This window comes from Citrobacter sp. T1.2D-1 (genome assembly GCF_950098555.1).
GTDB classification, from domain to species: domain Bacteria; phylum Pseudomonadota; class Gammaproteobacteria; order Enterobacterales; family Enterobacteriaceae; genus Citrobacter_A; species Citrobacter_A telavivensis.
Genome location: NZ_CATNHH010000001.1, coordinates 107,449 through 126,338, shown reverse-complemented (window position 1 = coordinate 126,338; position 18,890 = coordinate 107,449). Strand labels below are relative to the sequence as shown.

The 18,890-nt window shown below is 54.1% G+C and carries 20 protein-coding genes; 17 read left to right on the top strand and 3 right to left on the bottom strand.

Going from position 1 to position 18,890, the window contains the following annotated elements:
- The first annotated feature begins 56 nt into the window (after window positions 1-56).
- Both cysH and QQZ17_RS00650 read left to right on the top strand, forming a co-directional pair.
- A complete protein-coding gene (gene cysH, locus QQZ17_RS00655; protein WP_152402456.1) occupies window positions 57-791 on the top strand; it encodes a phosphoadenosine phosphosulfate reductase in 735 nt (244 codons plus the stop codon).
- A 113-nt stretch (window positions 792-904) separates the two neighbouring features.
- Window positions 905-1,186 (top strand): DUF5339 domain-containing protein, encoded by a 282-nt coding sequence (locus QQZ17_RS00650; protein ID WP_152402458.1) that lies wholly within the window; start codon window positions 905-907, stop codon window positions 1,184-1,186.
- Between the two features lie 100 nt (window positions 1,187-1,286).
- Here the strand turns inward: QQZ17_RS00650 and QQZ17_RS00645 are convergent, their stop codons facing one another.
- Window positions 1,287-2,324 carry an aminopeptidase gene (locus QQZ17_RS00645; RefSeq protein WP_152402460.1) on the bottom strand — a complete coding sequence of 346 codons (1,038 nt, stop codon included), beginning with the start codon at window positions 2,322-2,324 and terminating at the stop codon, window positions 1,287-1,289.
- Between the two features lie 274 nt (window positions 2,325-2,598).
- Here QQZ17_RS00645 and cysD point away from each other — a divergent pair, with 274 nt between their 5' ends.
- The 12 genes from cysD (at window position 2,599) to rpoS (ending at window position 12,351) form a co-directional block, all read left to right on the top strand.
- Window positions 2,599-3,507 carry a sulfate adenylyltransferase subunit CysD gene (cysD, locus tag QQZ17_RS00640; protein ID WP_152402462.1) on the top strand — a complete coding sequence of 303 codons (909 nt, stop codon included), beginning with the start codon at window positions 2,599-2,601 and terminating at the stop codon, window positions 3,505-3,507.
- A gap of 9 nt (window positions 3,508-3,516) precedes the next feature.
- Entirely contained in the window at window positions 3,517-4,944 is a 1,428-nt protein-coding gene (gene cysN, locus QQZ17_RS00635; RefSeq protein ID WP_152402464.1) for a sulfate adenylyltransferase subunit CysN, read from the top strand.
- Window positions 4,944-5,549 carry an adenylyl-sulfate kinase gene (gene cysC, locus QQZ17_RS00630; RefSeq protein ID WP_152402466.1) on the top strand — a complete coding sequence of 202 codons (606 nt, stop codon included), beginning with the start codon at window positions 4,944-4,946 and terminating at the stop codon, window positions 5,547-5,549. The genes cysN and cysC overlap by 1 nt, the downstream gene beginning before the upstream one ends.
- A gap of 46 nt (window positions 5,550-5,595) precedes the next feature.
- On the top strand, window positions 5,596-5,919 hold the full coding sequence (locus QQZ17_RS00625; protein ID WP_152402468.1) for a DUF3561 family protein: 324 nt from the start codon (window positions 5,596-5,598) through the stop codon (window positions 5,917-5,919).
- A gap of 183 nt (window positions 5,920-6,102) precedes the next feature.
- Window positions 6,103-6,414 carry a cell division protein FtsB gene (gene ftsB / locus QQZ17_RS00620; RefSeq protein ID WP_042288707.1) on the top strand — a complete coding sequence of 104 codons (312 nt, stop codon included), beginning with the start codon at window positions 6,103-6,105 and terminating at the stop codon, window positions 6,412-6,414.
- Between the two features lie 18 nt (window positions 6,415-6,432).
- On the top strand, window positions 6,433-7,143 hold the full coding sequence (gene ispD / locus QQZ17_RS00615) for a 2-C-methyl-D-erythritol 4-phosphate cytidylyltransferase (protein WP_152402470.1): 711 nt from the start codon (window positions 6,433-6,435) through the stop codon (window positions 7,141-7,143).
- Window positions 7,143-7,622, top strand: a complete 480-nt coding sequence (ispF, locus tag QQZ17_RS00610; protein ID WP_152402472.1) for a 2-C-methyl-D-erythritol 2,4-cyclodiphosphate synthase — start codon at window positions 7,143-7,145, stop codon at window positions 7,620-7,622. The genes ispD and ispF overlap by 1 nt, the downstream gene beginning before the upstream one ends.
- Window positions 7,619-8,668, top strand: a complete 1,050-nt coding sequence (truD, locus tag QQZ17_RS00605) for a tRNA pseudouridine(13) synthase TruD (RefSeq protein WP_152402474.1) — start codon at window positions 7,619-7,621, stop codon at window positions 8,666-8,668. Before ispF ends, truD begins: the two co-directional genes overlap by 4 nt.
- Window positions 8,649-9,410, top strand: a complete 762-nt coding sequence (surE, locus tag QQZ17_RS00600; RefSeq protein ID WP_152402476.1) for a 5'/3'-nucleotidase SurE — start codon at window positions 8,649-8,651, stop codon at window positions 9,408-9,410. Before truD ends, surE begins: the two co-directional genes overlap by 20 nt.
- On the top strand, window positions 9,404-10,030 hold the full coding sequence (gene pcm / locus QQZ17_RS00595) for a protein-L-isoaspartate O-methyltransferase (protein WP_042322593.1): 627 nt from the start codon (window positions 9,404-9,406) through the stop codon (window positions 10,028-10,030). Before surE ends, pcm begins: the two co-directional genes overlap by 7 nt.
- Before the next feature lie 189 nt (window positions 10,031-10,219).
- Window positions 10,220-11,296 (top strand): murein hydrolase activator NlpD, encoded by a 1,077-nt coding sequence (gene nlpD, locus QQZ17_RS00590; protein WP_306464037.1) that lies wholly within the window; start codon window positions 10,220-10,222, stop codon window positions 11,294-11,296.
- A gap of 62 nt (window positions 11,297-11,358) precedes the next feature.
- Window positions 11,359-12,351 carry an RNA polymerase sigma factor RpoS gene (gene rpoS / locus QQZ17_RS00585; protein WP_000081550.1) on the top strand — a complete coding sequence of 331 codons (993 nt, stop codon included), beginning with the start codon at window positions 11,359-11,361 and terminating at the stop codon, window positions 12,349-12,351.
- A 118-nt stretch (window positions 12,352-12,469) separates the two neighbouring features.
- Here rpoS and QQZ17_RS00580 read toward each other — a convergent pair whose 3' ends face one another.
- On the bottom strand, window positions 12,470-12,877 hold the full coding sequence (locus QQZ17_RS00580; RefSeq protein ID WP_152402480.1) for a MarR family winged helix-turn-helix transcriptional regulator: 408 nt from the start codon (window positions 12,875-12,877) through the stop codon (window positions 12,470-12,472).
- 171 nt (window positions 12,878-13,048) lie between these two features.
- Here QQZ17_RS00580 and QQZ17_RS00575 point away from each other — a divergent pair, with 171 nt between their 5' ends.
- The 3 genes from QQZ17_RS00575 to QQZ17_RS00565 are packed head-to-tail and all read left to right on the top strand — an operon-like array spanning window position 13,049 to window position 15,316.
- On the top strand, window positions 13,049-13,642 hold the full coding sequence (locus QQZ17_RS00575) for a non-oxidative hydroxyarylic acid decarboxylases subunit B (RefSeq protein WP_152402482.1): 594 nt from the start codon (window positions 13,049-13,051) through the stop codon (window positions 13,640-13,642).
- The gene (locus QQZ17_RS00570) at window positions 13,642-15,069 is read left to right on the top strand and encodes a non-oxidative hydroxyarylic acid decarboxylases subunit C (RefSeq protein ID WP_152402484.1); all 1,428 of its coding nucleotides are present in this window, start codon (window positions 13,642-13,644) and stop codon (window positions 15,067-15,069) included. Before QQZ17_RS00575 ends, QQZ17_RS00570 begins: the two co-directional genes overlap by 1 nt.
- Before the next feature lie 10 nt (window positions 15,070-15,079).
- A complete protein-coding gene (locus QQZ17_RS00565; protein WP_152402486.1) occupies window positions 15,080-15,316 on the top strand; it encodes a non-oxidative hydroxyarylic acid decarboxylases subunit D in 237 nt (78 codons plus the stop codon).
- 98 nt (window positions 15,317-15,414) lie between these two features.
- On the opposite strand, the gene mutS is transcribed toward QQZ17_RS00565, so the two are convergent.
- The gene (gene mutS, locus QQZ17_RS00560; protein ID WP_152402488.1) at window positions 15,415-17,982 is read right to left on the bottom strand and encodes a DNA mismatch repair protein MutS; all 2,568 of its coding nucleotides are present in this window, start codon (window positions 17,980-17,982) and stop codon (window positions 15,415-15,417) included.
- Window positions 17,983-18,890 lie beyond the last annotated feature (908 nt).

Sequence of the window (18,890 nt, the reverse complement as noted above, 5' to 3'; positions counted from 1 at the left end):
GCCGTTGTAGGCCTGATAAGCGAAGCGCCATCAGGCAGTCAAACAGTGAGGAACTTATGTCCAGACTCGATCTACACGCTCTGAACGCGCTGCCGAAAGTGGAGCGCGTGATGGCACTGGCTGAAACCAACAGCCAACTGGAAAAACTTGACGCTGAGGGGCGGGTAGCCTGGGCGCTGGAGAATTTGCCTGGCGAATACGTCCTTTCATCAAGCTTCGGGATTCAGGCGGCGGTGAGTCTGCATCTGGTCAATCAGATCCGCCCGGATATCCCGGTGATCCTGACCGATACCGGCTATCTTTTCCCGGAAACCTACCAGTTTATTGATGAGTTAACGGACAAGCTCAAACTGAATCTGAAGGTTTATCGCGCCCCCGAAAGCGCCGCCTGGCAGGAAGCACGTTATGGCAAACTGTGGGAGCAGGGCGTGGAAGGCATTGAGAAATACAATGAGATCAACAAAGTCGAACCGATGAACCGGGCGCTGCAGGAACTCAATGCGCAAACCTGGTTTGCGGGGTTGCGTCGCGAACAGTCCGGTAGTCGTGCGCATCTGCCCGTGCTGGCTATCCAGCGTGGGGTCTTTAAAGTGCTGCCAATTATCGACTGGGACAACCGCACGGTTTATCAGTACCTGCAAAAGCACGGGCTGAAGTATCACCCGTTGTGGGATCAGGGCTATCTTTCCGTGGGGGATACACATACCACGCGCAAATGGGAACCCGGCATGGCAGAAGAAGAGACACGTTTCTTTGGGTTGAAGCGTGAGTGCGGACTGCACGAAGGCTAAAATAAAAATCTGAAAATATTATCCCGGGCTGTTTTATAAATCGCTTTGTTTTACCCTTGGTGACGTTATTGCCGGAGGCAGTGACGTCAATTTAAAACTGAGGGATTAAATAAATGAAAAAGATTTTTTTTGTTGTGATGCTAACTCTGGTGTCTGGTTCTTCTTTTGCAGCAATTACTGATACTTGTCAGCAATACTTTGATGATGTTGATGCGTTGATTGTTCAGGCATCAAAAACCAGCGATCAGGCTAAACAGCAGATGGAAGCAATGAAACCTCAACTGGAGGAGGCTAAGAAGCAACTCGCAGGATTACCGGCTGAAAATCAGGATGCTGGCTGTAAACAAGGCGCTGCTGCGCTGGTACAAATGAAGCAGTCCATGGGCATCCAATAATTTATTATAAAAGAGCGTAATGGAAATAAACGACGCTCAGAATGGTGTCACTCTTCGCGTCTTTTGCCGGATAGCAATATCGCTTTATCCGGCCGTATGATTAGCTCGCTTTCGCTAATTCTTTCACCAGCGGCAGCATAATGCGCATGACGTCGCGATTGCGATGTTCAATACGTCCAGGCAGGGCTTTATCAATATGCTGTTGATTATCCAGACGTACGTCGTGCCAGCTATTTCCTGCCGGGAAAGAGGCGGTTTTGGCGCGCTGCTGGTAACCATCTTTCTTGCCGAGATTCCAGTTCGTCGCCTCGACGGAAAGCACCGAAATTCCCGCTTTATCGAAAACCTCTGCGTCGTTGCAACAACCGGTGCCTTTTGGATAATCCTTATTCAGGCCAGGATTAGTGGTAGCGACAATACCATGACTGCGCGCGAGAGCTAATGCCCGGTCGCGGGTTAATTTGCGCACGGCTTCCGGGGTATTTTGCCCACTATTAAAATACAACTTATCGCCGACGATCAGGTTATCGAGGTTAATCACCAACAGTGTGTTTTTCTTCTCGGCCGCGCTCATGCGTTTGAGCAGGTTTTCGGCCCCCAGTTTTCCCTCTTCCTCGCCGCTGGTGGCAATAAAGCGAATACCGTATTCGGTAGGCACATTTTTCAGGCGTTCTGCCAGTTCGAGCATAACGCCCAGTCCGGCGGCGTTATCATCCACACCTTGCAGTGTCAGACCGCCAAGATTTGCATCGCTATCGGTGTCACTTTGTGGGGCGTAGGTGTCCAGATGCGCCATGATAATAATCTGCTGCGGGGCTTTGCCTTCATGGGCGGCAATGACGGTACTGCCGGTCACGTTATGCCAGTTTTTGCGGTTATTTTTAGCGGTATAAATGTAGCGACTGTTGAACGTGCGGATATCGCTGCGATAGCCCATTTGCTCAAACTGCTGGCGTAAATAGTCGGCAGACAACATTTCTGCCGGGGAACCGGTCATCCTTCCCGGGAAAACGGTCGCAATATGACGGGTCTGCGTTGTCGCAAAATCGCCCGGTTTTGGGGATGACGCCTGAGCGGGGACAATAAAGCATACGCCGAGCGCCAGGAGAGCAGAAAGACGGCGCGTTGCGGAAAACATAGTGAATCCTTAATAGCCAGCGGGGGAAACCCTGAATACAAAGCAAAAATTTTAATCCATCTAGTATGAAACGGTGACCTCGCTAAGACAATTTCATTTGCTCTTAAATGCCCGAATTCCGGCGGGTTAAGCACTTTTTGATATTTGCTTTGCCAGATCGTTATTCCTTTGAGGAACTACTCATTCCAATTCGTAATTTCATTCGTTCTCCTGCGCTCCCTATAGTCGGGTTATCTGACGTGCTCGACATTCGCGGTATTGTAAAGGAACGGTTATGGACCAAAAACGACTCACCCACCTGCGACAGCTGGAGGCCGAAAGCATCCACATCATTCGCGAGGTGGCGGCTGAATTCTCTAACCCGGTAATGCTGTACTCCATCGGCAAGGATTCCAGCGTCATGCTGCATCTTGCCCGTAAGGCATTCTATCCGGGGTCGTTGCCGTTCCCGTTGCTGCATGTCGATACCGGCTGGAAGTTCCGCGAGATGTATGAATTCCGCGATCGTACTGCCAAAGCGTACGGCTGCGAGCTGCTGGTGCATAAAAACCCGGAAGGGGTGGCGATGGGCATCAACCCGTTTGTCCACGGCAGCGCCAAGCACACCGACATCATGAAAACAGAAGGACTGAAGCAGGCGCTGAACAAATACGGTTTTGACGCCGCATTTGGCGGCGCGCGTCGCGATGAAGAAAAGTCGCGGGCGAAAGAGCGCATCTACTCCTTTCGCGACCGCTTTCACCGCTGGGACCCTAAAAACCAGCGTCCTGAACTGTGGCACAACTACAACGGGCAGATTAACAAAGGCGAAAGCATCCGCGTTTTCCCGCTCTCCAACTGGACCGAACAGGATATCTGGCAGTACATCTGGCTGGAAAACATTGAGATCGTCCCGCTGTATCTGGCGGCAGAGCGCCCGGTACTGGAGCGCGATGGCATGTTAATGATGATCGATGACGATCGCATCGACCTGCAGCCCGGCGAGATGATCAAAAAACAGATGGTTCGTTTCCGTACCCTCGGCTGCTGGCCGCTGACCGGCGCCGTGGAGTCAAACGCGCAAACGCTGCCGGAAATTATTGAAGAGATGCTGGTCTCGACCACCAGTGAACGTCAGGGCCGCGTGATTGACCGCGACCAGGCGGGCTCTATGGAGCTGAAGAAACGTCAGGGGTATTTCTAAGGAGCCGCCATGAACACCACACTTGCACAACAAATCGCCAATGAAGGCGGCGTCGAAGCCTGGATGGTCGCCCAACAACATAAAAGTCTGCTGCGCTTTTTAACCTGCGGCAGCGTGGATGACGGCAAAAGCACGTTGATCGGTCGCCTGTTGCACGATACGCGTCAGATTTATGAAGATCAGTTGTCATCGCTGCACAACGACAGTAAACGCCACGGTACGCAGGGAGAGAAGCTGGATCTGGCGCTGCTGGTGGATGGCCTGCAGGCCGAGCGCGAGCAGGGGATTACCATTGACGTGGCGTATCGCTATTTCTCTACCGAGAAGCGTAAATTTATCATTGCCGATACCCCTGGGCATGAGCAATACACCCGCAATATGGCGACCGGCGCATCAACCTGCGATCTGGCGATCCTGCTGATCGACGCCCGTAAAGGCGTGTTGGATCAGACTCGTCGTCACAGCTTCATCTCAACGCTGCTGGGGATCAAACACCTGGTGGTGGCGATCAACAAAATGGATCTGGTCGACTACAGCGAAGAGACTTTTGCACGCATTCGCGAAGATTATCTGACCTTTGCTGAACAGTTGCCGGGCAATCTGGATATCCGCTTTGTGCCACTTTCTGCGCTGGAAGGTGACAACGTGGCCTCCCAGAGCACCAGTATGCCGTGGTACAGCGGCCCGACCTTACTTGAAGTGCTGGAGACGGTTGAGATCCAGCGTGTGGTCGACAGCCAGCCAATGCGCTTCCCTGTGCAGTACGTAAACCGTCCGAACCTCGATTTTCGGGGCTATTCCGGCACATTGGCCTCTGGTCGCGTTAAGGTGGGACAGCGCGTGAAGGTGCTGCCATCCGGCGTGGAATCAAGCGTGGCGCGGATCGTCACTTTTGATGGCGATCTGGACGAAGCCTTTGCCGGTGAAGCCATTACCCTCGTCCTGAAAGACGAGATTGATATCAGCCGTGGCGATCTGCTGCTGGCGGCGGACGAAAGCCTGCCGGCGGTACAGCACGCTGCTGTCGATGTGGTCTGGATGGCGGAACAGCCGTTGGCGCCGGGACAAAGTTACGAAATCAAAATCGCGGGCAAAAAGACCCGTGCGCGCGTTGATAACGTTCAGTATCAGGTGGATATCAACAATCTGACGCAGCGTGAGGTGGACAATCTGCCGCTGAACGGCATTGGTCTGGTGAATCTGACCTTTGATGAGCCGCTGGTACTGGATACTTATCAGCAGAACCCGGTGACCGGCGGGCTGATTTTTATTGATCGTCTGAGTAACGTCACCGTGGGTGCCGGTATGGTCCGCGAACCGATTGTGCAGGAGACCGCTGCGCCGTCAGAATTCAGCGCCTTTGAGCTGGAGCTGAATGCGCTGGTGCGTCGTCACTTCCCGCACTGGGGCGCTCGCGATCTGCTGGGAGGGAAATAATGGCGCAGCATGACGAAAACATCGTCTGGCATGCCCATCCCGTCACGCCGCAACAGCGCGAGCAACACCACGGTCATCGTGGTGCTGTGCTGTGGTTTACCGGGCTGTCGGGGTCCGGTAAATCGTCGATCGCCGGTGCGCTGGAAGAGGCGCTGCATCAACGGGGCGTCAGTACCTATCTGCTGGATGGCGATAACGTTCGCCATGGCCTGTGCAGCGATCTGGGGTTCAGCGATGCCGATCGTAAAGAGAACATCCGTCGCGTGGGCGAAGTGGCAAACCTGATGGCGGATGCCGGTCTGGTGGTGCTGACGGCGTTCATTTCTCCGTACCGCGCGGAGCGGCAGATGGTGCGTGAGCGCGTCGGTGAAGGACGCTTCATTGAAGTGTTCGTGGATACGCCGCTGGAAATCTGCGAGGCCCGCGATCCGAAAGGATTATATAAAAAAGCGCGCGCCGGCGAGTTGCGCAATTTCACCGGAATTGATTCCGTATACGAAGCGCCTGAATCGCCTGAGGTTCATCTTAATGGCGAACAATTAGTAACAAATTTGGTCGCCCAATTATTAGACCTGCTCAGACAGAGCGATATTATCAGATCCTGAGACACCTGACTTGTGTGTACAGTCAGTCAAGGTTACAGGATTTAATATGCGCGATAGCCAGAACATCACACTCACAACGACAGACGCGTTTGCTACTGATGACGAAACCACCTGGTCGCTGCCGGGCGCCGTGGTGGGTTTCGTGTCATGGTTGCTGGCGTTGGGGATCCCCTTTCTGGTGTATGGCCCTAACACATTGTTTTTCTTCATCTACACCTGGCCTTTCTTCCTGGCGCTGATGCCCGTTGCGGTCGTCGTGGGTATCGCGCTGCATTCCCTGCTCAACGGCAAATTGCGCTACAGCATTATCATAACCCTGCTGACCGTTTGCGCGATGTTCGGCGCATTGTTTATGTGGCTGCTGGGCTAAAGCGCGACCACTGTCCATAATTCAAACCGTAACTAACAATGAGATGATGTTCTCAGGGTTCTGGGTATACGTTATAAAGGGCAATTGTGGTACATTTGCCCGCGTTGTTGCGGCTTTCCCGCCCGCAAACGTCGTGTCGTTTGCGGAAGTATGGGAGGATGATGCCGTTTTTCAGGGGGCAGGATGGGTAAACTAACGCTGCTGTTGCTGGCTTTACTGGTCTGGCTACAGTATTCGCTGTGGTTCGGTAAGAACGGCATACATGATTACAGTCGCGTCAATGATGACGTGGCGGCGCAGCAGGCGACAAACGCCAAACTTAAAGCACGTAACGATCAGCTCTTTGCCGAAATTGACGATCTCAATGGCGGTCAGGAGGCTATCGAGGAGCGTGCACGCAACGAACTCAGCATGACTAAGCCGGGCGAAACGTTTTATCGTCTGGTGCCCGACGCGTCTAAACGCGCGCAAACTGCGGGGCAAAATACTCGTTAAACCAGCCCAGGAAATCACATGGCAGCCACTTTTTTGGATGTTTGCGCCGTGGTGCCGGCGGCCGGATTTGGCCGCCGTATGCAAACGGAATGTCCGAAGCAATATCTCTCAGTCGGTAATAAAACCATTCTCGAACACTCGGTCTCTGCGCTGCTGGCGCATCCCCGGGTGACCCGCGTGATCATCGCTATCAGCCCTGGCGACAGCCGCTTTGCTCAACTTCCTCTGGCGCAGCATCCGCACATTACCGTCGTGGACGGGGGAAATGAACGGGCAGACTCCGTGCTGGCTGGATTACAGGCCGCCGGAAACGCTGAATGGGTGCTGGTGCATGATGCGGCGCGTCCCTGTCTGCATCAGGATGATTTAGCGCGCCTGCTGGCGATTAGCGAAACCAGCCGCACCGGCGGGATCCTCGCCGTACCGGTGCGCGACACCATGAAACGCGCGGAGCCGGGCAAAACGGCTATCGCCCATACCGTTGAACGCAACGATTTATGGCACGCGCTGACGCCGCAATTTTTCCCTCGTGAACTGCTGCATGACTGCCTGACGCGTGCGCTGAATGAAGGGGCGACCATCACCGATGAAGCGTCGGCGCTGGAATATTGCGGCTTCCATCCACAGCTTGTTGAAGGACGAGCTGATAACATCAAAGTGACGCGTCCGGAAGATTTAGCGCTGGCTGAATTTTATCTGACCCGAACAATCCATCTGGAGGATGCATAATGCGAATTGGACACGGTTTTGACGTACACGCCTTTGGCGGTGAAGGCCCAATTATCATTGGTGGCGTGCGCATCCCGTATGAAAAGGGGCTGCTGGCGCATTCTGATGGCGATGTTGCGCTGCATGCGCTCACCGACGCGCTGCTTGGCGCGGCGGCGCTGGGTGACATTGGCAAGCTGTTTCCGGATACCGATCCGGCGTTTAAAGGCGCGGACAGTCGCGAGTTGCTGCGTGAAGCCTGGCGTCGGATCCAGGCCAAAGGCTACGCCCTGGGCAACGTCGATGTGACTATTATTGCTCAGGCACCGAAGATGCTGCCGCACATTCCGCAAATGCGCGTGTTTATTGCTGAAGATCTCGGTTGTCACATGGATGATGTGAACGTGAAAGCAACCACCACTGAAAAACTCGGTTTTACCGGGCGTGGGGAAGGGATTGCCTGCGAAGCGGTGGCGTTACTCATTAAGGCCGCGAAATGACAGAGTTTGATAATCTCACGTATCTCCACGGAAAACCGCAAAGCACTGGGTTGCTGAAAGCCAGTCCGGAAGATTTTGTGGTGGTCGAAGATTTAGGTTTCGAACCGGATGGCGAAGGTGAGCACATTCTGGTGCGTATTCTCAAAAGCGGCTGTAATACCCGTTTTGTCGCCGACGCGCTGGCGAAGTTTCTGAAAATTCATGTCCGCGAAGTGAGCTTCGCCGGGCAAAAGGATAAGCATGCGGTCACTGAACAGTGGCTATGCGCGCGCGTACCGGGTAAAGAAATGCCCGACCTGAGCGCTTTCCAGCTTGAAGGCTGCAAGGTGCTGGAATACGCACGTCACAAACGCAAGCTACGTTTAGGCGCGCTGAAGGGCAATGCGTTCACGCTGGTGCTGCGCGAAGTCAGCCATCGTGACGAGGTAGAATCTCGTCTGCAGGCGATAAACACCGGCGGTGTACCAAACTATTTTGGCGCTCAGCGTTTTGGCATTGGCGGCAGCAATCTGCAAGGCGCGCTGCGCTGGGCGCAAAGCGATGCGCCTGTGCGGGATCGCAATAAACGCAGTTTTTGGTTGTCGGCGGCCCGCAGTGCGTTGTTTAATCAAATTGTCAGCGAGCGTCTGAAAAAAACAGACTTTAATCAAGTTGTTGACGGCGATGCGCTACAATTAGCGGGACGCGGAAGCTGGTTTGTCGCCACACAAGAAGAATTGGCGGAATTACAGCGTCGTGTCGATGAAAAAGAATTGATGGTGACGGCTTCGCTTCCCGGCAGCGGCGAGTGGGGAACCCAGCGGGATGCGCTGGCGTTCGAACAGTCCGCGATTGCCGAAGAGTGCGAGTTGCAGTCACTGCTGCTGCGCGAAAAAGTCGAGGCTTCTCGAAGAGCGATGCTGCTCTATCCGCAGCAATTAAGCTGGAACTGGTGGGATGATGTCACTGTTGAGTTACGTTTTTGGCTGCCCGCGGGGAGCTTCGCCACCAGCGTTGTGAGGGAACTGATCAACACAATGGGTGATTATGCGCATATTGCTGAGTAACGATGATGGGGTCCACGCGCCCGGTATACAAACGCTGGCAAAAGCCCTGCGGGAGTTTGCTGACGTACAGGTCGTCGCCCCGGATCGGAACCGCAGTGGCGCGTCAAACTCGCTGACGCTTGAATCTTCTCTCCGGACGTTTACCTTTGAAAACGGCGACATCGCCGTGCAGATGGGGACGCCCACCGACTGTGTTTATCTGGGCGTCAATGCGCTCATGCGTCCGCGTCCAGATATTGTGGTGTCAGGAATTAACGCCGGCCCTAACCTGGGGGATGACGTTATTTATTCCGGCACCGTCGCGGCGGCGATGGAAGGGCGTCATCTTGGTTTTCCTGCGCTTGCCGTATCGTTAGACGGACATCAGCATTACGAGACTGCTGCGGCCATCACCTGTCGGATCTTACGCGCACTGCGTCGGGAACCGCTGCGTACCGGGCGGATCCTCAACATCAACGTGCCCGACTTACCGCTGGAGCAGATCAAAGGCATCCGCGTGACGCGCTGCGGTAGCCGTCATCCGGCAGACAAAGTGATCCCGCAGGAAGATCCGCGCGGTAACACGTTGTACTGGATTGGCCCACCGGGCGATAAATGCGACGCCGGGCCTGATACCGATTTTGCGGCCGTAGATGAAGGTTACGTGTCCATTACGCCGTTGCATGTGGATTTAACCGCGCACAGCGCGCATGATGTGGTTTCCGACTGGTTAGATAGCGTGGGAGTTGGCACGCAATGGTAAGCAGACGCGTACAGACGCTTCTTGAACAATTGCGCGCGCAGGGGATTCGCGATGAGCAGGTGCTTAATGCCCTGGCCGCGGTGCCGCGTGAGAAATTTATTGATGAAGCGTTTGAACATAAGGCCTGGGACAATATCGCGTTGCCGATAGGTCAGGGACAGACGATTTCGCAACCGTACATGGTGGCGCGAATGACCGAACTGCTCGAACTGACCCCGCAGTCGCGGGTGCTGGAAATTGGCACCGGTTCCGGGTATCAGACGGCGATACTGGCGCATCTGGTACAGCAGGTTTGTTCCGTCGAACGCATTAAAGGTCTGCAATGGCAGGCGCGTCGCCGTCTGAAGCAGCTCGATTTACACAATGTTTCAACTCGTCACGGTGATGGATGGCAAGGCTGGCAGGCACGCGCGCCATTTGACGCTATTATTGTGACGGCAGCTCCGCCGGAAATTCCGACCGCGTTGATGACGCAACTGGATGAAGGCGGCATTCTCGTCTTGCCCGTGGGGGATGAGCATCAGTTTCTGAAACGGGTGCGTCGTCGGGGCGGCGAATTTATTATCGACACCGTGGAGGCGGTACGTTTTGTTCCCTTAGTAAAAGGGGAACTCGCGTAAGACGCGGTTCCGAATACCTGGAGTTTTCCTGGAGTTTTTGGAACGGGTCAGCGTATCGTGGTCACATTTTCCAGTGCCCATTTGCTGTCTGCACGATTATACGTCACTGGTTGTTAACCAATTTTTCCTGGGGGATAAATGAGCGCGGGAAGCCCAAAATTCACCGTTAGCCGCATTGCGGCACTGTCACTGGTTTCGCTATGGCTGGCGGGTTGTTCAAATTCATCGAATCCGCCTGCGCCGGTAAGCTCAGTCAATGGTAATGCCCCGGCGAATACCAGTTCCGGTATGCTGATCACGCCGCCACCGAAGATGGGGACGTCGTCATCCGCCTCGCAGACACCACAAATTCAACCGGTGCAGCGCCCGACGACGCAACCGACGCACGTTCAGCCGGTAGCCGAGCAACCCGTGCAGATGGAAAACGGACGAATTGTCTACAACCGCCAGTATGGGAACATTCCGAAAGGTAGCTACAGCGGCGGCAGCACCTACACCGTTAAAAAAGGCGACACGCTTTTTTACATCGCCTGGATAACCGGGAACGATTTCCGTGACCTGGCGCAGCGCAACAATGTCCAGGCACCGTATGGCCTGAACGTCGGACAAACGCTACAGGTAGGTAACGCATCAGGTGCGCCAATTACCGGTGGTAATGCGATTACCCGGGCCGATGCAGCAGAGCAAGGAGTTGTGACCAGGCCTGCACAAAATTCCGCCGTTGCTGTTGCGTCTAAACCGACAATTACGTATTCTGAGGATTCAGGTGAACAAAGTGCTAACAAAATGTTGCCGAACAACAAGCCTGCTGGGACAGTCGTCACAGCGCCTGTAACGGCTCCAGCAGTTAGTGCAACCGAATCGACAGCAAGCAGTTCGTCTACCAGTTCGCCAATCTCCACATGGCGCTGGCCGACTGACGGCAAAGTGATCGAGAACTTTGGGGCTTCCGAGGGAGGCAATAAAGGGATCGACATTGCGGGCAGTAAGGGACAGGCTATTATCGCGACCGCCGATGGGCGCGTGGTCTATGCCGGTAACGCTCTGCGCGGTTACGGTAATCTTATTATCATCAAACACAACGATGATTACCTGAGTGCCTACGCTCATAACGATACAATGCTGGTCCGGGAACAACAAGAAGTGAAGGCAGGACAAAAAATAGCGACGATGGGTAGCACCGGAACCAGTTCTACACGTTTGCATTTTGAAATTCGTTACAAGGGGAAATCCGTAAACCCGCTGCGTTATTTACCGCAGCGATAAAGCGGCGGAACCAGGCTGACACTTGCTAGTTCCGTCAAGGGATCACGGGTAGGAGCCACCTTATGAGTCAGAATACGCTGAAAGTTCATGATTTAAATGAAGATGCGGAGTTTGATGAGAACGGAGTTGAGGTTTTTGACGAAAAAGCCTTAGTTGAAGAGGAACCCAGTGATAACGATTTGGCTGAAGAAGAGCTGTTATCGCAGGGGGCCACACAGCGTGTGTTGGACGCGACTCAGCTTTACCTTGGTGAGATTGGTTATTCGCCACTGTTAACGGCCGAAGAAGAAGTGTATTTTGCGCGTCGCGCACTGCGTGGAGATGTCGCCTCTCGCCGTCGGATGATTGAAAGTAACCTGCGTCTGGTGGTGAAAATTGCCCGCCGTTATGGCAATCGTGGTCTGGCGCTGCTGGATCTGATTGAAGAGGGCAATCTGGGGCTTATCCGTGCCGTCGAGAAGTTTGACCCGGAACGCGGGTTCCGCTTCTCAACATACGCAACCTGGTGGATTCGCCAGACGATTGAACGGGCTATTATGAACCAAACCCGTACTATTCGACTGCCGATTCATATTGTTAAAGAGCTGAACGTCTATCTGCGTACCGCGCGTGAGTTGTCCCATAAACTGGACCACGAACCCAGCGCGGAAGAAATTGCAGAGCAACTGGATAAGCCGGTTGATGACGTTAGCCGTATGCTTCGTCTTAACGAGCGCATTACCTCGGTAGACACCCCGTTGGGTGGCGATTCCGAAAAAGCGTTGCTGGATATCCTGGCCGATGAGAAAGAGAACGGTCCGGAAGACACCACGCAAGATGACGATATGAAACAGAGCATCGTCAAATGGCTGTTCGAACTGAACGCCAAACAGCGTGAAGTGCTGGCACGTCGTTTCGGTCTGCTGGGTTATGAAGCGGCGACACTGGAAGATGTAGGCCGTGAAATCGGTCTGACTCGTGAACGTGTTCGTCAGATTCAGGTTGAAGGCCTACGCCGTCTGCGTGAAATCCTGCAGACTCAGGGGCTGAATATCGAAGCGCTGTTCCGCGAGTAAGTACTGTTCTAACAAGAAAGGCCAGCCTCTTTGAGGCTGGCCTTTTTCTTTCTGGCTTTTTTGCTGTGGTTTCGCAGGTGAAAGCAGACGGGTGCATTTTCATGCATACTCAGGTTCGTCAATCGGGCATCATTTTCTTGATTAACAGGGCGAATTGCGCACGTTCCTTGTCATTCAACCGTCCCAGAAATTCCTCATCCACCTGGTTTCCCAGCGGCATGCATACTTTCAGCAAGGCTTCTCCCTCCGTGGTCAGATAAACGAAGCGGCGACGTTTATCCAGCGGATCGTTCTCACGCCTCACCAGCCCGCGTTTTTCCATCCGGCTCAGCATTTCAGCCAGCGTCGCTTTGGTACTGACGGCGGCCTCCATCAGATTAACCTGTTCAATGCCGGGACGTTCCGCAATGGCACGCATCACTGCGTATTGCGGTTTAGTGAGATCCGGCAACTCGTGCTGCCAACGCGCCGTATGTTGCTGAAAAAGCTGGCGTAACAGGTGAAACGCTTTATTCCGTAACTCCATGAAAACTCCAGGCTAAAAATCGTGTCTCCTATCATAACGGGTAACGTCGCGTTTTTTAACGAGGAAAGCTTAAGCTATACGTGCGAAAAAGAGTGGGCGATCTTGTCGCTGCGGTTGTATAGGGGTAATTTAGATAAAACGTTCGTATACGAACAATTTGTGGAGTGATGGATGAGATTGATTGTGGGGATGACGGGGGCAACGGGTGCGCCGCTGGGCGTGGCGCTGTTGCAGACATTGCAAAAAATGCCGGATGTGGAAACGCATCTGATGATGTCGAAGTGGGCCAAAACGACCATTGAACTGGAAACGCCATACTGCGCGCGCGATGTCGCTGGACTGGCGGATTATTGCCACAGCCCGGCGGATCAGGCGGCGACGATTTCGTCAGGTTCGTTTCGCACCGACGGCATGATCGTTATCCCCTGCAGTATGAAAACGTTGGCCGGAATTCGCGCCGGCTACGCCGAAGGTCTGGTGGGACGCGCCGCCGACGTAGTGCTGAAAGAAGGGCGCAAACTGGTGCTGGTGCCGCGTGAAATGCCGCTCAGCACGATTCATCTCGAAAACATGCTCGCGCTTTCTCGCATGGGTGTGGCAATGGTGCCGCCGATGCCCGCTTTCTACAACCATCCACAAACCGTTGATGATATTACACAACACATTGTGGCCCGCATCCTGGACCAGTTTGCGCTGGAGCATCCGCACGCACGTCGCTGGCAGGGGTTGTCACAGGCACAAAATTTTTCACAGGAGAATGAATAATGGCATTTGATGATTTGCGCAGCTTTTTGCAGGCGCTCGACGACCAGGGGCAACTGCTGAAAATCAGTGAAGAGGTGAATGCAGAACCGGATCTGGCGGCAGCCGCCAACGCCACTGGCCGTATTGGCGACGGTGCGCCGGCACTATGGTTCGACAATATTCGCGGCTTCACCGATGCGCGCGTGGCGATGAACACCATCGGATCCTGGCAAAATCATGCCATTTCGTTGGGCTTGCCACCGAATACGCCGGTGAAAAAGCAGATTGATGAGTTTATCCGTCGCTGGGATAAGTTCCCGGTAGCCCCGGAGCGTCGCGAGAATCCGCCTTGGGCGGAAAACAGCGTCGATGGCGAAGAGATTAATCTGTTCGACCTTCTGCCACTGTTTCGCCTGAACGATGGGGATGGTGGGTTTTACCTGGATAAAGCCTGTGTGGTCTCCCGCGATCCGCTTGACCCGGACAACTTCGGTAAACAGAACGTGGGTATCTATCGGATGGAAGTGAAGGGCAAGCGTAAGCTGGGCCTGCAGCCGGTACCGATGCACGATATCGCGCTGCATCTGCATAAGGCGGAAGAGCGCGGCGAGGACCTGCCGATCGCCATCACGCTGGGCAACGATCCTATCATCACACTGATGGGCGCAACGCCGCTGAAATACGATCAGTCCGAATATGAGATGGCGGGTGCGCTGCGTGAAAGCCCGTATCCCATCGCCACCGCGCCGTTGACCGGGTTTGATGTGCCGTGGGGATCGGAGGTGATCTTGGAAGGGGTGATTGAAAGCCGCAAACGCGAAATCGAAGGGCCGTTTGGCGAGTTCACCGGTCACTATTCCGGTGGTCGCAATATGACGGTGGTGCGTATCGATAAGGTTTCGTATCGCAGCAAACCGATTTTTGAATCGCTTTATCTGGGTATGCCGTGGACGGAAATCGACTATCTGATGGGGCCGGCTACCTGCGTGCCACTGTATCAGCAACTGAAAGCGGAATTTCCGGAAGTGCAGGCGGTTAACGCGATGTACACCCACGGCCTGCTGGCGATTATCTCCACCAAAAAACGTTACGGTGGCTTTGCCCGCGCAGTGGGCCTGCGTGCGATGACCACGCCGCATGGCCTGGGTTACGTGAAGATGGTCATCATGGTTGATGAAGATGTTGACCCGTTCAACCTGCCGCAGGTGATGTGGGCGCTCTCTTCGAAAGTGAACCCGGCGGGTGACCTGGTTCAGCTACCGAATATGTCGGTACTGGAACTGGATCCAGGTTCAAGTCCTGCGGGGATCACCGACAAACTGATTATCGATGCCACCACGCCAGTCGCACCAGACAACCGTGGTCACTATAGCCAGCCGGTGGTGGATTTACCGGAAACCAAAGCCTGGGCTGAAAAACTGACCTCGATGCTGGCCGCACGCAAATAAGGAGAAGAAGATGATTTGCCCACGTTGTGCTGATGAACATATTGAAGTGATGGCGACATCGCCGGTGAAAGATGTCTGGACGGTGTATCAGTGCCAGCACTGCCTTTATACCTGGCGTAATACGGAACCGCTGCGCCACACCAGCCGCGAACATTATCCGCAGGCGTTTCGCATGACGCAAAAAGATATTGATGACGCGCCGATGGTGCCGAATATTCCGCCGCTGCTGGCGGAAGATAAACGTTAACGGAGTGCCGGATGGCGACTGGCGCCTTATCCGGCCTACGAAAGTACAGTACCGTGAGTGTGTAGGCCCGATACGCAAAGCGTCATCGGGCATTTCTCTTACACCAGACTTTTCAGACGATAGATCCACTCCAGCGCCTGACGGGGCGACAGGGAATCCGGATCGAGATTTTCCAGGGCTTCAACAGCGGGAGAGGTCTCTTCAGGGACGGACAGCAGCGACATCTGCGTGCCATCCACCTGCGTTGCCGCCGCGTTTGGCGAAATGCTTTCCAGCTCGCGTAGTTTCTGCCGCGCTCGTTTGATCACCTCTTTCGGAACGCCCGCCAGCGCCGCGACCGCCAGGCCGTAACTCTTACTGGCCGCACCATCCTGAACGCTGTGCATAAAGGCGATGGTATCGCCGTGCTCCAGGGCATCCAGATGCACGTTGGCAACGCCTTCCATTTTCTCCGGCAGTTGTGTCAACTCGAAATAGTGCGTCGCGAACAGCGTCAGCGCTTTGATCTTATTCGCCAGATTTTCCGCGCACGCCCACGCCAGCGACAGGCCGTCGTAAGTCGACGTCCCGCGGCCAATCTCATCCATCAACACCAGACTGTTCTCGGTAGCGTTGTGCAGAATGTTGGCCGTTTCGGTCATCTCTACCATGAAGGTGGAGCGCCCGGAGGCCAGATCGTCCGCTGCGCCCACGCGGGTAAAGATGCGATCGATAGGACCAATCTCTACCTTCTGCGCCGGCACGTAGCTGCCGATATAGGCCAGCAGTGCAATCAGCGCGGTCTGGCGCATGTAGGTACTTTTACCGCCCATATTTGGCCCGGTAATGATCAGCATTCTGCGCTGCGGTGAGAGGTCCAGCGGATTGGCAATAAACGGCTCATTTAGCACCTGTTCCACTACCGGATGGCGACCTTCGGTAATCCGAATACCCGGTTTATCGCTAAAGGTCGGACAGGTGTAGTTCAGCGTATATGCGCGCTCGGCCAGGTTCACCAGTACGTCGAGTTCCGCCAGCGCACTGGCGCTCTGTTGCAGATCCGCCAGATGGGGCAGCAGCAGGTCGAACAGTTCATCATAGAGCTGTTTTTCCAGCGCCAGCGCTTTGCCCTTGGAGGTCAGGACTTTGTCTTCGTACTCTTTGAGTTCCGGGATAATGTAGCGCTCGGCGTTTTTCAGCGTCTGGCGACGAACGTAGTTGATTGGCGCGAGGTGGCTCTGCCCACGGCTGATCTGGATGTAATAACCGTGTACTGCGTTAAAGCCGACTTTCAGCGTGTCCAGTCCGGTACGCTCACGTTCGCGAATTTCCAGCCTGTCGAGATAGTCGGTCGCACCGTCTGCCAGCGCGCGCCACTCATCGAGTTCTTCGTTGTAGCCTGGTGCGATAACGCCGCCGTCACGGACCAGTACCGGTGGCGCGTCAACGACCGCACGTTCAAGCAGTTCCCGCAGTTCGGTGAATTCGCCCATTTTCTCGCGCAGCATCTGTACGGGGGCGCTGTCCACCGATTCCAGTTGCGCACGCAGTTCCGGCAACTGCTGGAAGGCGTGGCGCATGCGGGCGAGATCGCGAGGACGGGCGGTGCGCAGTGCCAGACGCGCAAGAATACGTTCCAGATCGCCTACCTGACGCAGCACCGGCTGTAGTTCGCTGGTCGCATCCTGTAGCGAGCCGATAGTCTGCTGGCGTTCAGTCAGGATTTTCGTGTCACGTACCGGCATGTGCAGCCAGCGTTTGAGCATACGGCTGCCCATCGGCGTTACGGTACAGTCGAGCACGGAGGCCAGCGTGTTCTCTACGCCGCCTGCCAGATTCTGGGTAATCTCCAGATTGCGGCGCGTCGCGGCATCCATGATGATGCTGTCCTGCTGGCGCTCCATGGTGATAGAACGAATATGTGGCAGGGAAGTGCGTTGCGTGTCCTTGACGTATTGCAACAGGCAGCCGGCAGCGCAAAGCCCGCGCGGCGCGTTTTCAACGCCAAAGCCAATGAGATCGCGGGTACCAAACTGCAAATTCAACTGCTGACGGGCAGTATCAATTTCAAATTCCCACAGCGGGCGACGTCGTAATCCACGACGGCCTTCAATCAGCGCCATCTCAGCGAAGTCTTCGGCATACAGCAGTTCCGCCGGATTGGTACGCTGCAGTTCGGCTGCCATCGTTTCCCGATCGGCCGGTTCGCTCACGCGAAAACGTCCGGAGCTGATATCCAGCGTGGCATAACCGTAGCCTTTGCTGTCCTGCCAGATGGCAGCCAGCAGGTTGTCCTGGCGCTCCTGTAACAGGGCTTCATCGCTGATGGTACCTGGAGTGACAATACGAACGACTTTACGCTCAACAGGCCCTTTGCTGGTGGCGGGATCGCCTATCTGCTCACAAATGGCGACGGATTCACCCTGATTCACCAGTTTGGCGAGGTAGTTTTCAACCGCGTGATGGGGAATGCCCGCCATCGGGATAGGTTCGCCTGCGGATGCGCCGCGCTTGGTCAGCGAAATGTCGAGCAGTTGCGACGCCCGTTTTGCATCGTCGTAAAAGAGTTCGTAAAAGTCGCCCATGCGATAGAAAAGCAGGATCTCCGGGTGCTGGGCTTTCAGCTTGAGATACTGCTGCATCATGGGCGTATGGGCGGTAAGGTCCTTGTTGATAGACTCTTGCATATTGATTTTACTCGTTTTTTAAGTCTTGTGAGTACTCGGGGGTGACATGTAGCACCGTTTAAACCCCTATAAATCGATAAATTTATATATCAAATGTTGTCGATACCATCGGACATACCTTTTGATTCGCAGGTATACATCAATGAAAATACCTGCCAATGAGTAGATTGTAATCAATCGGCTCTCAATTACGTGAAAACCGATTTTAACCCGCAAAGGAGAGTTGACTACTTAACCAATCCTGAACGAAAGTCTTATCTTATCACTGACAACCCTTGGGATTCACCCGTCGGTTTTGGCGCTAAATCTGAGCGAGTAATGTCATTATCAGAAACACGATCGGTCGCTCGTGGTAAAACATCGAAAGAGGTTATCAGATCTACGATTGGTAATGTCTCTGACTTTGTCAGTATTGATCAGGCTCGCGAGGCTGTTCGCAACTCAGTGATGCACAAATCGGAGTTTGGGGAGGGAAAGAGATTTTAATCAGAAATCTCCAACTGATTAGTTGGTTAGTTTGTATTTGTCATGTCAATGTGATGGGAAACGTAACTGCGGGGAAAAGTCAGAAAATCCTTTGCGAACAGTGTACGTATATCTCAGCTTTATTGCCTTAATGGTAAGCATTTCGTCTGTAAATCATGCTGGTTTAACGTCGCGCGAGTGGTGCCATTTTTCGCTGTGTTCAGAACTCAACCCGGTGGCTCATGACCACAAGTTCAGCCAGAACTTATCGATTTACCTGCATCATTGAAAATGGAAAAGATCTGATATCATACTTGCACTTTCGTCAGAATCTCTTTTCTCTTTTCCTCTTCGCGACGATGAACTGATTGATTACTGCAATCAAATTTATCTCTTGCAATAGCTCCAGTAATAAAAAACTAAATTATCCAATAATGGACAAA

Bases quoted from the DNA above. Each gene is read 5' to 3' on its own strand.
- mutS (WP_152402488.1), bottom strand. From the start codon at position 17,982: ATGCAAGAGTCTATCAACAAGGACCTTACCGCCCATACGCCCATGATG.
- QQZ17_RS00650 (WP_152402458.1), top strand. From the start codon at position 905: ATGAAAAAGATTTTTTTTGTTGTGATGCTAACTCTGGTGTCTGGTTCT.
- cysC (WP_152402466.1), top strand. From the start codon at position 4,944: ATGGCGCAGCATGACGAAAACATCGTCTGGCATGCCCATCCCGTCACG.
- QQZ17_RS00565 (WP_152402486.1), top strand. From the start codon at position 15,080: ATGATTTGCCCACGTTGTGCTGATGAACATATTGAAGTGATGGCGACA.
- cysH (WP_152402456.1), top strand. From the start codon at position 57: ATGTCCAGACTCGATCTACACGCTCTGAACGCGCTGCCGAAAGTGGAG.
- cysD (WP_152402462.1), top strand. From the start codon at position 2,599: ATGGACCAAAAACGACTCACCCACCTGCGACAGCTGGAGGCCGAAAGC.
- cysN (WP_152402464.1), top strand. From the start codon at position 3,517: ATGAACACCACACTTGCACAACAAATCGCCAATGAAGGCGGCGTCGAA.
- QQZ17_RS00570 (WP_152402484.1), top strand. From the start codon at position 13,642: ATGGCATTTGATGATTTGCGCAGCTTTTTGCAGGCGCTCGACGACCAG.
- QQZ17_RS00580 (WP_152402480.1), bottom strand. From the start codon at position 12,877: ATGGAGTTACGGAATAAAGCGTTTCACCTGTTACGCCAGCTTTTTCAG.
- rpoS (WP_000081550.1), top strand. From the start codon at position 11,359: ATGAGTCAGAATACGCTGAAAGTTCATGATTTAAATGAAGATGCGGAG.
- ftsB (WP_042288707.1), top strand. From the start codon at position 6,103: ATGGGTAAACTAACGCTGCTGTTGCTGGCTTTACTGGTCTGGCTACAG.
- ispF (WP_152402472.1), top strand. From the start codon at position 7,143: ATGCGAATTGGACACGGTTTTGACGTACACGCCTTTGGCGGTGAAGGC.
- QQZ17_RS00625 (WP_152402468.1), top strand. From the start codon at position 5,596: ATGCGCGATAGCCAGAACATCACACTCACAACGACAGACGCGTTTGCT.
- pcm (WP_042322593.1), top strand. From the start codon at position 9,404: ATGGTAAGCAGACGCGTACAGACGCTTCTTGAACAATTGCGCGCGCAG.
- surE (WP_152402476.1), top strand. From the start codon at position 8,649: ATGCGCATATTGCTGAGTAACGATGATGGGGTCCACGCGCCCGGTATA.
- truD (WP_152402474.1), top strand. From the start codon at position 7,619: ATGACAGAGTTTGATAATCTCACGTATCTCCACGGAAAACCGCAAAGC.
- ispD (WP_152402470.1), top strand. From the start codon at position 6,433: ATGGCAGCCACTTTTTTGGATGTTTGCGCCGTGGTGCCGGCGGCCGGA.
- QQZ17_RS00575 (WP_152402482.1), top strand. From the start codon at position 13,049: ATGAGATTGATTGTGGGGATGACGGGGGCAACGGGTGCGCCGCTGGGC.
- QQZ17_RS00645 (WP_152402460.1), bottom strand. From the start codon at position 2,324: ATGTTTTCCGCAACGCGCCGTCTTTCTGCTCTCCTGGCGCTCGGCGTA.